The organism is Shewanella sp. 0m-8, from assembly GCF_052977265.1.
The window spans coordinates 79509-92065 of the sequence record NZ_JBRIMB010000001.1; the positions used below are offsets into that span (position 1 = coordinate 79509).

Annotated in this window: 13 protein-coding genes; 5 read left to right on the plus strand and 8 right to left on the minus strand. The window is 41.5% G+C overall.

What is annotated here, in order from left to right; translation table 11 throughout:
* Nucleotides 1-4: 4 nt before the first annotated feature.
* Entirely contained in the window at nt 5-1261 is a 1257-nt protein-coding gene (locus ACVBIO_RS00355; protein ID WP_447161305.1) for a uracil-xanthine permease family protein, read from the minus strand.
* A 176-nt stretch (nt 1262-1437) separates the two neighbouring features.
* On the opposite strand from ACVBIO_RS00355, the gene ACVBIO_RS00360 reads away from it, so the two are divergent.
* Nucleotides 1438-2550: a DUF2066 domain-containing protein gene (locus ACVBIO_RS00360; protein ID WP_447161304.1), complete on the plus strand. Its 1113-nt coding sequence runs from the start codon at nt 1438-1440 to the stop codon at nt 2548-2550.
* Nucleotides 2551-2623: 73 nt separating this feature from the next.
* Nucleotides 2624-3334: a DnaA inactivator Hda gene (gene hda, locus ACVBIO_RS00365; protein ID WP_447161303.1), complete on the plus strand. Its 711-nt coding sequence runs from the start codon at nt 2624-2626 to the stop codon at nt 3332-3334.
* A 196-nt stretch (nt 3335-3530) separates the two neighbouring features.
* Here hda and ACVBIO_RS00370 read toward each other — a convergent pair whose 3' ends face one another.
* From ACVBIO_RS00370 to bepA, 4 genes are all read right to left on the minus strand, one after another.
* Entirely contained in the window at nt 3531-5480 is a 1950-nt protein-coding gene (locus ACVBIO_RS00370) for a hypothetical protein (RefSeq protein ID WP_447169683.1), read from the minus strand.
* Between the two features lie 272 nt (nt 5481-5752).
* Nucleotides 5753-6121 carry a DUF2069 domain-containing protein gene (locus tag ACVBIO_RS00375; RefSeq protein WP_447162715.1) on the minus strand — a complete coding sequence of 123 codons (369 nt, stop codon included), beginning with the start codon at nt 6119-6121 and terminating at the stop codon, nt 5753-5755.
* A 12-nt stretch (nt 6122-6133) separates the two neighbouring features.
* Nucleotides 6134-6484, minus strand: a complete 351-nt coding sequence (gene arsC, locus ACVBIO_RS00380) for an arsenate reductase (glutaredoxin) (RefSeq protein ID WP_447162714.1) — start codon at nt 6482-6484, stop codon at nt 6134-6136.
* 73 nt (nt 6485-6557) lie between these two features.
* Nucleotides 6558-8018 carry a beta-barrel assembly-enhancing protease gene (gene bepA, locus ACVBIO_RS00385; protein ID WP_447162713.1) on the minus strand — a complete coding sequence of 487 codons (1461 nt, stop codon included), beginning with the start codon at nt 8016-8018 and terminating at the stop codon, nt 6558-6560.
* 111 nt (nt 8019-8129) lie between these two features.
* Here bepA and ACVBIO_RS00390 point away from each other — a divergent pair, with 111 nt between their 5' ends.
* Nucleotides 8130-8345 (plus strand): sulfurtransferase TusA family protein, encoded by a 216-nt coding sequence (locus tag ACVBIO_RS00390; RefSeq protein WP_447162712.1) that lies wholly within the window; start codon nt 8130-8132, stop codon nt 8343-8345.
* Nucleotides 8346-8434: 89 nt separating this feature from the next.
* Complete coding sequence (locus ACVBIO_RS00395) at nt 8435-9532, plus strand: AI-2E family transporter (RefSeq protein ID WP_447162820.1); 1098 nt, start codon at nt 8435-8437, stop codon at nt 9530-9532.
* Nucleotides 9533-9740: 208 nt separating this feature from the next.
* Here ACVBIO_RS00395 and ACVBIO_RS00400 read toward each other — a convergent pair whose 3' ends face one another.
* Complete coding sequence (locus ACVBIO_RS00400) at nt 9741-10631, minus strand: LysR family transcriptional regulator ArgP (RefSeq protein WP_447159142.1); 891 nt, start codon at nt 10629-10631, stop codon at nt 9741-9743.
* A gap of 133 nt (nt 10632-10764) precedes the next feature.
* Here ACVBIO_RS00400 and ACVBIO_RS00405 point away from each other — a divergent pair, with 133 nt between their 5' ends.
* Nucleotides 10765-11379: a LysE/ArgO family amino acid transporter gene (locus ACVBIO_RS00405; RefSeq protein WP_447159143.1), complete on the plus strand. Its 615-nt coding sequence runs from the start codon at nt 10765-10767 to the stop codon at nt 11377-11379.
* A gap of 119 nt (nt 11380-11498) precedes the next feature.
* On the opposite strand, the gene bcp is transcribed toward ACVBIO_RS00405, so the two are convergent.
* Both bcp and ACVBIO_RS00415 read right to left on the minus strand, forming a co-directional pair.
* Nucleotides 11499-11969, minus strand: a complete 471-nt coding sequence (bcp, locus tag ACVBIO_RS00410) for a thioredoxin-dependent thiol peroxidase (protein ID WP_447159144.1) — start codon at nt 11967-11969, stop codon at nt 11499-11501.
* 20 nt (nt 11970-11989) lie between these two features.
* A complete protein-coding gene (locus ACVBIO_RS00415) occupies nt 11990-12526 on the minus strand; it encodes a glycine cleavage system protein R (protein ID WP_447159145.1) in 537 nt (178 codons plus the stop codon).
* Nucleotides 12527-12557 lie beyond the last annotated feature (31 nt).

Consider the following 12557-nt stretch of genomic DNA (forward strand, 5'->3'; position numbering starts at 1 on the left):
ACTTTTACAAAGATGGATTGATCTCTTCATTAATAATTTTTGTATGCGAGGCCGCATTATCTGGCAGTACGAGGTTCATAACGATAGCTAAGATCCCGCAAAGGCTGATCCCGGTTAAGCTAAATGAGCCGATACCAAATGCCATACCACCAATGCCAAACACTAACGTCACGCCAACAATACTAAGGTTGCGTGGCTCATTCATGTCTACCTGATTCTTAATTAAAGAGTTAAGACCGACAGCAGCAATAGAGCCAAATAGCAAACACATGATCCCGCCCATAACGGGTACTGGAATCGTTTGCAGTAGTGCACCTAGCTTGCCGACAAAAGAGAATAAAATGGCTGTAACAGCTGTCCATGTCATTACCACTGGGTTGAAATTCTTAGTAAGTGTTACAGCGCCAGTCACTTCGGAGTAGGTTGTGTTTGGCGGTCCACCAAATGCTGATGCGGCAATAGTCGCCACACCGTCACCTGCTAAGGTGCGGTGTAAGCCTGGCTTTTTGAGGTAATCTTTACCTGTTACATTTGAGATAGCTAAGATATCGCCAATGTGTTCAACCGCTGGGGCAATTGCAACGGGGATCATAAATAAAATAGCATGCCAGTTAAATTCTGGCGCCACAAAGTTGGGCATAGCAATCCAAGCTGCTTCTTTAACTGGCGTAAAGTCAACAATACCGAAAGCCAAACTTAATCCATAACCTACCGTAATGCCGGCTAATATTGGCATTAGTTTTAAAATGCCTTTGGCAAATATAGCGACGGCGATGGTGGTAAATAAAGATGCTAGAGAGATAAGTAATGCAGTATTTTGCTCGATAAGCACAAGGCTACCGTCGCCGCTTTTACCGACAGCCATGTTGACAGCAACAGGCGCTAAGCCCAAGCCAATAACGATGATGACTGGCCCTACAACAACTGGAGGCAACAAGCGTTTAATGAAGCCACCACCACGAACTTTAATGACGGTTGCTAAAATTACATAAACAACACCTGCAGCCATTAAACCGCCCATGGTCGATGGGATCCCCCAAGTTTGTACGCCGTACATAATAGGTGCGATAAAAGCGAAAGAAGACGCTAGAAAGATGGGGATTTGACGTTTTGTGATTAATTGGAAAAGCAGAGTGCCGATACCAGCGGTAAAGAGTGCAACGTTAGTATCTAGGCCTGTTAGCAAGGGCATTAATACCAGCGAGCCAAAGGCTACGAACAGCATTTGTGCTCCTTGCAAAGGCATTGTCAGGTTTTTCATTATTTCTCTCTTATTTTAAGTAAACCTATCAATGATAACTGTTTTTAATGTTTTGGTATGTGAAGTGGAACATGAAAGTGGGGTTTAGCCTTTAATGAGGATGTCTCTTTATCTCGGCAAAAGTGATAATAGATGTGATACAATTTTATTTATCGAGCCGTCTTTGAATCTAAAACATGTTAAAACTCATTTTACGTACTTTTATTACTGTCTCTTTTCTCGTTGGCTTCTCAACGCATGTTACTGCGGCCGAGGTAAAGTTCCTCGATGAAGGTGTTGTGCCCATCGATTCAAGATCTACGGCACTTAGAAGTCAAGGGATCAAACAAGCCTTTGAAGAAGTGATTTTAAAAAATTCAGGGACTCAGAGCGCGCTTTCAAACGAAGCAATAAAAAAGCAGCTTGGTAATGCGAGCTCATTGATGACGCAATACGGTTATTTTGAAGATAATGGTGAACTGTTCTTGAAAGTAAACTTTGACCACAAACGTATTATTGCACTGTTACGAGAAGCGGGGTTGCCAGTTTGGGGCAAACAGAGACCGTTGACTTTAGTCTGGTTAGTTATCAATGAACATGGTGAACGTGAAATAATAAGTGATGCATCTAGCAATGTTAGCCGCCAGGTTTTTGATCGTGAGTCAGCGACTCGAGGCGCGCCAGTGTTGTTTCCGTTAATGGATCTTGATGACTCGATGAAGGTCGGTGTAAATGATATTCGTGGTAACTTTAGCGACAATGTGGCTGATGCCTCTTTACGTTATCAATCCAATTACTTCATCATGGCTGCGATTGAGCCACAAGGCAGTACATACCGTTATCAAATGAGTCTTTACCCACGTGAAAAAGCGCCTCAATCGCTGCAATTAACAGCTGTTATTAATAAGAGTGGCGAGGCTGCTACGATTGATGAGGCTGTTGCCGCTATGGTTGCAGCGACCAGTGAGTATTATGTGGGGCAGTATGCGATAGCCGACTCTGGGGAGCAGAAAACCACCAAGATTTCTTTTGCTGATATATCTGATATGAAGCAATTAGTTGCGATTGAGCGTTACTTAGATCAGCTAAGTGCCATCAAGTCGGCAAGCATTAGCCGTATTGAAGGACAGACGATTGAATTTAATTTGCGCCTTTTTGGTAATGAAGCAGACTTGCATCGATTAATGGCTCTTGACCCTCGAATTGAGTCGGTATCGAGCAATAGCCTGCAAAACTTGGACTATTCAACAATAGAGACCCAAGTTCAAGCTCAGAAAGAGACACAGATCTATTATTGGAAAGGTCAATAACTCCCAATCAAGTGACACACATGCTACCATGTGTGTCTAATATAGAAATATTGCGTCGTTGAGAAGCACCTGAGTGAAGTCAAACTCTCCTTTACAGTTATCATTACCAGTTCATCTACCTGATGATGAAACCTTCAATAGTTATTATCCTGCAGCGGGTAACGATGAGCTTATTCAAAGTTTACAAGCTTGTGCCGAGGGTAGGTCAGAAGGTGCAGTTTTTTTATGGGGTCCAGAAAAGTCCGGACGCACCCATCTTATGCACGCCGCCTGTGCTCATGCAAATGATCTAGGCCGAAGTAGCTTTTATATTCCTTTAGGGATCCATGCGAGTATTTCTACAGCGTTATTAGAAGGCTTAGAGAAACTCGATCTCGTCTGTATTGATGATGTCGATGCGATTGCAGGACACCCTTTATGGGAGGAGGCGATATTTGATCTCTATAATCGGATTTCTGAGCAGAAGACCTGCTCGCTGATTGTTAGTGCAAGTGTTTCACCAAGTGATAGCGGTTTCTCTTTACCGGATTTAGTCTCTCGAATGCAGTGGGGGCTTAATTACCAGCTACAACCTATGGCTGATGAAGAAAAACTCGCGGCACTGCAACGCCGTGCTGCGATGCGAGGCTTACAGTTACCTGAAGATGTAGGGCGCTTTTTATTAAACCGCTTAGCCAGAGATTTAAGAACATTGTTTGACGTGTTAGATAGGCTCGATAAAGCATCTATGGTGCATCAACGTAAATTGACTATCCCTTTTATTAAAGAGATGCTGCGTTTATAAACTGAGAACCTAGCTTGATGAACATAAGCTTGATGGGTTTGAGTTTGCTAAACTTAACTTTGTGCTACTAAGCATTAGGTTAATAGTTAATAAACAGATATTAAAGCCTCTGCCTAATGAGACTGAACAGATATAACAAAAAGCCCAGATGAGATGTCTGGGCTTTTTTGTGTCTGCTATTGCTCAAATACAAGTTCTAATCCATGGGCTTAGTGTGTCGGTCTCCACTAAATCTAAGCTTGTGTACAAAAGTAGGCTCTGAGACGTTACCACTTAAGGCTAAAGATTTTTCTAATGCGTTATTGACTGGTGATATGGCTAAGTTATCCGCCCATGATTGTCCTTGCTTCATGGCAATGGGGTCTGGGAGCTGGTTCACTAATGTTGCACCATCAAGGTCAGGCATCATTTGATTGATAACAAATGCAGCGCGATTTTCAAGTTTTGCATCACCAATTCGTCCACGCTGTCCCCAGTTAACACTAATTGAGCTTGCTGTGGGATTATCAGGTTTATCTGTTACGGCTACATCACGCTGGATTGAGTATCTATGACTCATTAAGGCTTCTTCAAACAGCATGGCGGCATCCTCGCGTTTGGTCGAATAGGCGTAATAGTCACTGGCTCTATCGGGAGAGAAGAAACTGGTGATATCTGCAGCGATGTAGGCTTTTTGGGGATCATTAGCCGTTTCCCCTTTAAAGCTGACCTCTGCTAAATTTGTCATTTCCTGGCTATTTAGAGGGTAAAGAGCAGTAAGTTGATCTGATACTAACTGCTTTGCATCACTTCGACGGAAGTAATCATCGAGTAATGTTGGACCTGATAGGCTGGCATGTACACTATTTGGGAAGAAATCGTTGGCGTGAGCCAATTCATGATAGAGCAAGGATGCTAAATCCGGCATCATTTGTTCGGCCGTGCGGTCAACTCTTACATTTCTAGGCGTTATATAGGATGTATAGCTGTTGTTTTTAACATATCGCCATGGCATTAAAAAATTCAAATCATTACCAAAGGCACTTCGATAATCAGGCGCTTCATTAATGGTGTCCCGCTCTTGTGCAAGTAACCATAGATCGTTTGGGTCTAGATAAATTGCCCCAGTGACTACCCAATAAAATGATGGCCTTACATCATAACTAATAACTACAGCGGTTACCGACTGTAATAGTGTTGCAAAATCACTATTCGGATCTAGGTTTTCAAGAAAGTGCTCGAAATTCTCCCCCATCCATTGGTGCGAAACCAAAACTCTGTCTAAGATTGCTTGTTTATCTATCCCTGATTTTTGTCCAATCAGAGGCAGGCGTGAAATGTTACAGCTCTGCTGTAACTGATTTGAATAAACGCAGGGTTGTAGTTCGTTTTTATAGGGAGAATCAGCATTATAGGCAAAGGTCTTAGCCACTCTCTCATCGAAATAAGAGGACGTAATAGCGGCCTCTTTCGTGATTAAAAGTTGCACGTCATCGGTTACAGTTTCGCCGTTGATGACAGCAGTGGCTCTAAGGATACTGATGGTGTCTTCGTTGACACTTGGAGCGGTAAGTAAGGCTTGTTCCGGCGTACTGATGTCGACTGTTAAGCTTGGACCCGCTGCTAGACACCAATTAATCTCAGTGGGTGGATTTGTCTCTGGAGTATCAAGCCTAAAGCTAACCGAGTTACCTTCACTTGCTTGATGATCAACACGAGCTGATAATTGTTCTGCACTGGCAGCAGTTAAATTTATTTCGATTGACTCAATATAGGTTATGTCATTTTTACTAGCCGTTACTTCAAATTTGTAACTACCACTTTCGCGGGCGGTAAAGGCTAATACTGGGCTTTTAATACTTTTTAAGATTAACGTAGGGCCGGATAGTTGAGTCCAGTTAAAGCTAAAGTCACTCACATTATTTCCGTTAAGCGTTACCGTTATTGCTCCTGGTTGCTCGGCAAGGTATTGGTCTTCAGTATAAAAGGTAATCGCTGAGGTTGTTGCAACAGGATTGAGTTCAGTGGGTATATCACACCTAGCTAAACCTTGAGGAATGACGGGAGGAGGAGTGAGCTCTCCAGAGGAGTCATTATTGTTACTACTGCCACCACATGCGGTAAGGCTAATGACACCGATTAACACGTAACCTAAGGACCTTTTCATCTATTTATCCTTTATTCTTATTATGTTCAGCGACAAGCTTTAAATTTATTCATCTGAATATAGCATGTGAGTTGTTGCGCAAACAAAGGGTTGTTTAATAAATTGTTGTCGAATGTCGAATATTGAATATCGAATGTCGAATGTCGAATATTGAATATTGAATGCTGAAGATCAAGGGGAACAAGAGTATAACAAGGCTTTATAACGAGAGAAGATGAAGTATTGGTGAATAGAGCACTGGCGTAGGTCCGGAACCGCCAGTGCTAAAAAGCTTACTTTTTCTTTTTCAATCCAAGCCCTAGCTCACGCCCTCGGATCCTGGCGTAAAAAGGAAAACCAATGAGTAAACTGCCAATCAGCAAGGACTCCACGACAGCAAAAAGTGTGTCGGTTTCGGTAACATAAACCAAAGTGAGTGCATGCAACATATAAAGGCAAAGAATAAAACTTGCCCAAGCATAGGTATATGGCTTACCTGTTAAAATGCCTTTCAGTGGCAACAATAGAGGAATAAGCCAGAGTAGACTAAATAGCATGGAGTATTCGCCGGTTAACCCTTGGCGTATGAACCATGCCCCTAACAACATTACCAATGCCACATAACCAGTGCGGCAAAGCTTAAATAGGGTGGTCGAGTTCATTACTTACCTCGTTTATAAAATTGTAAGAACATTCTCTGGCGGACGTCCAATTGCAGCCTTATTATTGGCGAGAACAATAGGGCGCTCAATAAGTTTAGGGGTATTGATCATCGCCTGAATTAACTGCGCTTGAGTTAAAGACGGATCACTTAAACCTTGTTCTTTATATTCAGTTTCCTTAACCCGCATCATATCTCTTGGCGCGATATTGAGCTTTGTTAAAATATCGGTAATTTGCTCTACTGATATTGGTGTTTTCAGGTACTCAATAATGTCGATTTGGCAGTTGTTATCTTCTAATAACGCCAAGGTCTGGCGGCTTTTTGAACATCTTGGGTTGTGATAAATACTAACGTTTGTCATAGTCTTTTTATTGTTATTAAAAGTTGCGCTAATGATACGTTAATTTGTGACTGGAGTCACAAATTAACTGTGCTTATTGTAGCTGCTCTAGTGCCCTGTCAGCTTGTCTAAATTGCCTGATCCGGGCTTCTATTCGAGCTAGCTGCAGAGAATCTCCTTTAGCTTCTCGGTATGCAAAATTGAGTTGGTCGATAGCGGTTTTATAATCCGCTACGAGCGCTAGAGACTCTGCTTTAACAAAGTACTCCATCGCTTTATTACCATTTTTCTTGTATGCCTGATGTAGCAAGATATAAGCAAGCTGATCTTGTTTATCGAGGAAAATAAGGTCTTCAAGCAAGGGGATCGCTTTATTGACCTGATTATCTTCCAGGTAAATGTTGGCCAGATTGGTATTCACAACTGAAGAGGTCGGTTTTAGCTGCTTTTGCGCTAATAATAAGGTAATCGCATCCTTATTAGCACCTCTTTGGCTGAGCAGATCGGTCTTAGTATCAATGTAAAATAAGTTATTAGGACTCTTAGCTAATAACTCATCAATAATTTTTTCAGATTCTGTAAACTTCTTCAATCTAAATAAAGCCAATGCTTTACCGTACTGTGCTGCACTTTTGTAACTGTAGCGGTTATGTTTTAACTGTTTTTCAAATATAGAAAGGGCAGCTTGTTCACTATAGCCGGAGAAGCGCACTTGGATCCGTGCTTTAGCAAGTTGGAAGTTTAGGTTATCTGGTACATGCCTTAGAGGGTAGCGTTCGGCACGAATACGGGCTTCTGAGATCCGAGACTCAGGTAACGGGTGAGTCAAAAGCATTTGTGGCGGTTTAGTGGTAAATCGGTAGCGTGTGGCCAGTTTACCAAAAAAGTCAGCAGCGCCATTAGGGTCAAATCCGGCGTCGACCATGATCTGCATGCCTATTCGGTCAGCTTCTTTCTCGTGTAAACGGGTATAGTTAATTCGAGACTGAGTGGCCAAGGCTTGAGTTGTTGCTAATGCCGCCATACCCGCTTGCGGAGAGGCAATGGTTAATAAGATAGCGCCAAGCATACCAGCGATAGTGGCAGTGGAGCTTTTTTGCTGCGCTTCTAGTGAGCGTGCTAAGTGACGTTGAGTAACGTGAGTTACTTCGTGCCCAAGTACTGAAGCTAGCTCACTTTCGGTGTCGGCATTTAAGAATAATCCTGTATGAACACCCACGTGGCCACCGAAAAATGCAAATGCGTTAATTTCATCATTTCGTAGCAAGAAAAAATAAAATGGCGTCTTTACACCTGTTGCATGGGCTACCAGTTTATTACCAAGTTCAGTTAGGTATTGATTTAAAACGGGATCATTAAGCATAGGCGCTGAGCCACGGATAACTCGCATATATGCGTCACCATACTCAGTTTCTTTTTCTAAGCTGAATGTATTAACTGCCGCTGTACCTAGGTCAGGTAAATCGTTATTTGCATAACTTACAGGTGAACTAGTGCATAAAATAAATGAAAGGGCACCAGCAATGACGGATTTAGACAATGTTAATTTACTCAAGCGGATCCTTAATTTGGGCTATGCTTCTGTTATCACTTAGTCACAATGCTTACTTGTGGTTTGTGTCGCTTATTAGGATAATAGCCTTAGATTGTTTATAGCAAGTTCATTATGATTATTATTGATTTAACTCCATACCGTTGTCCGTTACCGTTAGTCAAAGTCAAACTTGCGTTGCAGCAACTTTCAGCGGAGGAGTGCATGCGTGTCTTATTATCCGACCCCGGTTCTAGGCAAGATGTTCCCCGCTATTTAAAAAAAGTGGGATTCTGTTATACAGTAACTGAAGATAATGACACCATTTTGTCGCTAACTGTGACCAAGTAAAAGAGACTTTATAAAATTTTACATAAAGTAAATATCATTATAACGATGGCTACCAAGGACTAGAAAGGTCGTCGAACTAGGGAGTTTGAATGTTATCTGTTTTAAGCCGTTGGTATAAAGAACGTTTTAGTGATCCACAAGCCGTTACCTTAGTCCTCATCCTTGCGGGTTTAGCCTTAGCAATTTATTTTGCTGGTGGTTTACTCGCTCCATTATTAATTGCACTCGTTCTAGCGTTTTTACTTGAGTGGCCTGTTGCACAAATGTCGCGAATAGGTATCAATCGAACAACGGCAGCATCTTTAGTTTTAGTATTGTTTATTGGCTTAATGCTATTGATTAGCTTTGGCTTAGTGCCAAGTATTTGGAAGCAGGGCGTGAGTCTAATTGCCGATCTTCCGAGTATGATTGATAAAGGCCTCATTACTGCGCAAAGTTATATCAATCAGTACCCCCAATTTGTGAACCCCAGCCAGTTAGATACCATGGTTGCAGAGTTGAAAAAGATGTTGGATACCCAACACTTACTTGATATCGGTAAGCAATTGATAGGATATTCAGCATCGTTACTTGTGTTGATGGTATATGCGATTTTGATCCCTCTATTAGTATTTTTCTTCTTAAAAGATAAAGATCAACTTATTCAAGGCAGTAAACGCTTCTTTCCAACCAATAGAGAGTTAGCCCGTAAAGTTTGGAATGAGATGAATCAGCAGATCTTCAATTACATTAGAGGCAAGGTGATTGAGATTGTGATTATTGGTGTTGTCAGTTACATCTTCTTTGCTTTTATGGATTTACGATATGCAGCTTTACTGGGTGTATTAACCGGACTGTCAGTACTTATTCCCTATGTAGGCGCCACTTTAGTCACACTTCCAATAGCATTGGTGGCTTTTTTCCAGTGGGGCGTCAGTCCTGAGTTTGGTTACCTGATGGTAGGGTATGGGATCATTCAAGCATTAGATGGTAATGTGTTAGTGCCTATTTTGTTCTCTGATGCGGTCGATCTACACCCCGTATTTATTATCGCTGCGGTGTTGGTGTTCGGTGGATTATGGGGAGTATGGGGAGTCTTTTTTGCAATACCTTTAGCTTCTTTAGTTAAGGCCGTGATTAACGCTTGGCCGGTACCAAAATCTGAAGATGATTCAAGTCAGGTTGTGACAGTTGAAAAGGTTTCTTGAGTTAAAAAGCTAAAATTTTGCGGAAAGTTTTAAGTGTAATAAAAAGCAGCCCTAGGCTGCTTTTTTAATAGGATTATCGCGTGTAACAATGGGTTACTCTGTTGGCTTTAAAGGTATATATGCCCTTAAACTAATATGAGTATATCCATAAAGTAACACGGGTATAGCCTAAAACAGCTGTGATAGATTTGAGCTAAGCTGCTTTCGGCTACATGATCAATGTGTGGTTAGCACTTGCTGCTAATGAACGATAAATAACGCTTGTTTGTTTTGCTTTGATATTCCAATGTTGCCAATACAGTGGAACTTGCATCTTTTTTTCTGGAAATATTTCGATAAGTTGACCCGTTTCGAGTAAGTCTTGCGCTTGCAAATGGCCAACTAATCCATAACCTAAGCCCATTTTAATCGCTTCTAAAAAGCTCTCAGAGGAGGGGATTTTATGTTCTCTCCAGCTGTTATCACTAATCCCGAAATAAAAATTCAAAAATTTGTCGTGAAGCTTATCTTTAGTTGAGAAGACGACCGCTGGCGCTAAGGCTATGTCTTCTATGGGGGAGTCGGATGTAAAATATTGGCTTGCAAACTCGGGTGTCGCAACACACAAATACTCCATGTTACCCAGAAACTCACTGCTACAGCCTGATAACGCAATTTGAGACGTGGTTACGCAGCCAACGGCTTCACCATTTTTTAACAGGTGGTGGGTGTAAGCTTCATCATCAATGATGAGTTCTAATAACCATTTATGGCGTTTAAATACCTCAGCTAATGCTGGTAGAAACCAAGTCGCTAAGCTATCTGCGTTTACAGCAATTTTTACGATGGTCGGTAAGGAGGGATCATCTACATCCATTTCTGAGCGCAGCTCACTTTCAAGTAGCTGTACTTGTGCATAATGTCTGAGTAACCTTTTTCCTGTTTCAGTTGCACGCACAGGATTTGTTCTTACCAATAACGACTGTCCGACCTTATCCTCAAGCTGTTTAATTCTTTGAGAAACCGCTGATTGGCTAATGAATAGATGCTTCGCCGCTTTATCAAAACCCCCTTGAGATACAACTATCGAAAGTGCTTTAAGGTGTGCGTAATCAAACATAGTTTGCTGCCTCTGCTTTAGTATCGCTTGCAGTATAAGTTTTACTTATACCTGATTAATATTAGTAGTTGTACTTATTTTTGAAGGCGAACTATTCTTGCGGCTTATTAATTTAGGTCGTTTTGAGGCAGTTATGCAAACAGCATTTATACAAGGTATGGGAATTGGCGGTAGCTTAATAATGGCTGTGGGCGCGCAAAATGCTTTTGTTTTAAAACAAGGCCTTAAACGTTCTCATTCGTTACCTATCGCTGCAATTTGCTCATTTATTGATGCGGTTATGATCACTGCTGGTGTTGCAGGTTTAGGTCACTTAATTCTAGCGTTTCCATTGATTAAAGATATCGCAAGCTTTGGTGGTGCTATTTTTTTATTGTTTTATGGCTTTGCCGCCTTAAAGTCCTCTTTTAACGATAACCGTATGGAGAATGATGAAGAACATGCTGCTGATAGCCTTAAAAAAGCCGTATTTACAACGTTAGCCATTAGCTTATTAAATCCTCATCTGTATTTAGATACAGTGGTGTTACTAGGCAGTATTAGTGTGCAGTTTGAAGGGACAGAAAAGCAGTGGTTTGGTGCTGGTGCTGTTTTGGCTTCTTTTGTGTGGTTTTTTAGCTTGAGTTTAGGCGCTAAATATTTAAGCCCTGTCTTTAAAAAGCCTAAAGCCTGGTGTTACCTAGACCGTTTTATCTGTATTACCATGTGGTCGATTGCTGGCGCATTAATCTATCCCTATATTGTTTAGTATCTAAGATACTATCTGAAGTAGAACCTTAGAAAGTACCCGATATCGTCCCGGAAAAAAAGGAGCCTAAAGGCTCCTTTTTTTGATGGCAGAAATATCCAAAAATTTAACGCCGTGAGTTAATGACTCTTTAAATGAGCGAGTACAACTTCATGATGATCTTTGGTTTTAAACTTATTAAATACATGTGCCACTTTACCGTCTTGACCAATTAAGAAGCTTAAACGGTGTATGCCGTCATAGATCTTACCCATAAACTTCTTTTCTCCCCACACGCCAAAGGCATCGGCAATGGCATGATCTTCGTCGCTCAGTAGTGAAAAGTTAAGCGATTGCTTATCGGAGAACTTAGCCAGTTTGGCCACGGGATCAGGACTTAATCCAAATACCGTTACCGAGAGGTTTTCAAGCGCTTGTTGACTGTCTCTTAAACCACAGGCCTGCACTGTGCAACCGGGAGTAGAGGCCTTTGGATAGAAATATACAAGCACTGGGCCGGTTTTTAGCGCTTCAGCTAAGCTAACGGTTTCGTCTTTTTGGTTTTGTAGGTTAAAAAGTGGCGCTGTATCGCCAGCGGTTAAGGTTTTCATATTTTTATCCATTATCAATATTAACTTTCAACACCTTGCATACGTTCAATAGTGCACTCTAGGGTTAATTCTGCTGCTAGTTCATTTATGCTAACTTCGAGTTTATCTAAGTCGACTTTTTCTGGCACATTAACGGTGAGGTTAATATTTTGAGTGGGTTTGCCTGTCGCATCTTCTTCCGCATGGGATTTAACCGCAGCCAAATCGAGTGATCTATCTGCTAAGAATTGAGTGATTCTTTTCATTGTTCCACGTTGGTCATGGCCACTAAAGTTGACCTCTAAACGAGAAATGTAGTTTTGTGGAGTATGTTTTGAAGTACGCTTCATTACTGTTAATAACTCAAGTTCAACACTTAAGCTTGGTAATGTGGTTTCCATCTTGGTAATTGACGGCCACGAACCTGAAAGCATCATAATTAAGGTAAATTCATTACCAAACAGTGCCATGCGACTATCAACGATATCGCAGTCACACTCACTCGCGAGTCGTGCAAACTTACTCACAATACCTGAGCGATCGGCCCCCATTGCAGTAACGACCAAGTGATTGGACATTTCATACCCCATATTATTATTGTTTAGTCTG

Excerpts from the sequence above, each read along its gene's own strand:
- ACVBIO_RS00355 (WP_447161305.1), bottom strand. The coding sequence starts at position 1,261 with ATGAAAAACCTGACAATGCCTTTGCAAGGAGCACAAATGCTGTTCGTA.
- ACVBIO_RS00360 (WP_447161304.1), top strand. The coding sequence starts at position 1,438 with ATGTTAAAACTCATTTTACGTACTTTTATTACTGTCTCTTTTCTCGTT.
- ACVBIO_RS00370 (WP_447169683.1), bottom strand. The coding sequence starts at position 5,480 with ATGAAAAGGTCCTTAGGTTACGTGTTAATCGGTGTCATTAGCCTTACC.
- ACVBIO_RS00375 (WP_447162715.1), bottom strand. The coding sequence starts at position 6,121 with ATGAACTCGACCACCCTATTTAAGCTTTGCCGCACTGGTTATGTGGCA.
- arsC (WP_447162714.1), bottom strand. The coding sequence starts at position 6,484 with ATGACAAACGTTAGTATTTATCACAACCCAAGATGTTCAAAAAGCCGC.
- ACVBIO_RS00390 (WP_447162712.1), top strand. The coding sequence starts at position 8,130 with ATGATTATTATTGATTTAACTCCATACCGTTGTCCGTTACCGTTAGTC.
- ACVBIO_RS00395 (WP_447162820.1), top strand. The coding sequence starts at position 8,435 with ATGTTATCTGTTTTAAGCCGTTGGTATAAAGAACGTTTTAGTGATCCA.
- ACVBIO_RS00400 (WP_447159142.1), bottom strand. The coding sequence starts at position 10,631 with ATGTTTGATTACGCACACCTTAAAGCACTTTCGATAGTTGTATCTCAA.
- ACVBIO_RS00405 (WP_447159143.1), top strand. The coding sequence starts at position 10,765 with ATGCAAACAGCATTTATACAAGGTATGGGAATTGGCGGTAGCTTAATA.
- bcp (WP_447159144.1), bottom strand. The coding sequence starts at position 11,969 with ATGAAAACCTTAACCGCTGGCGATACAGCGCCACTTTTTAACCTACAA.
- ACVBIO_RS00415 (WP_447159145.1), bottom strand. The coding sequence starts at position 12,526 with ATGTCCAATCACTTGGTCGTTACTGCAATGGGGGCCGATCGCTCAGGT.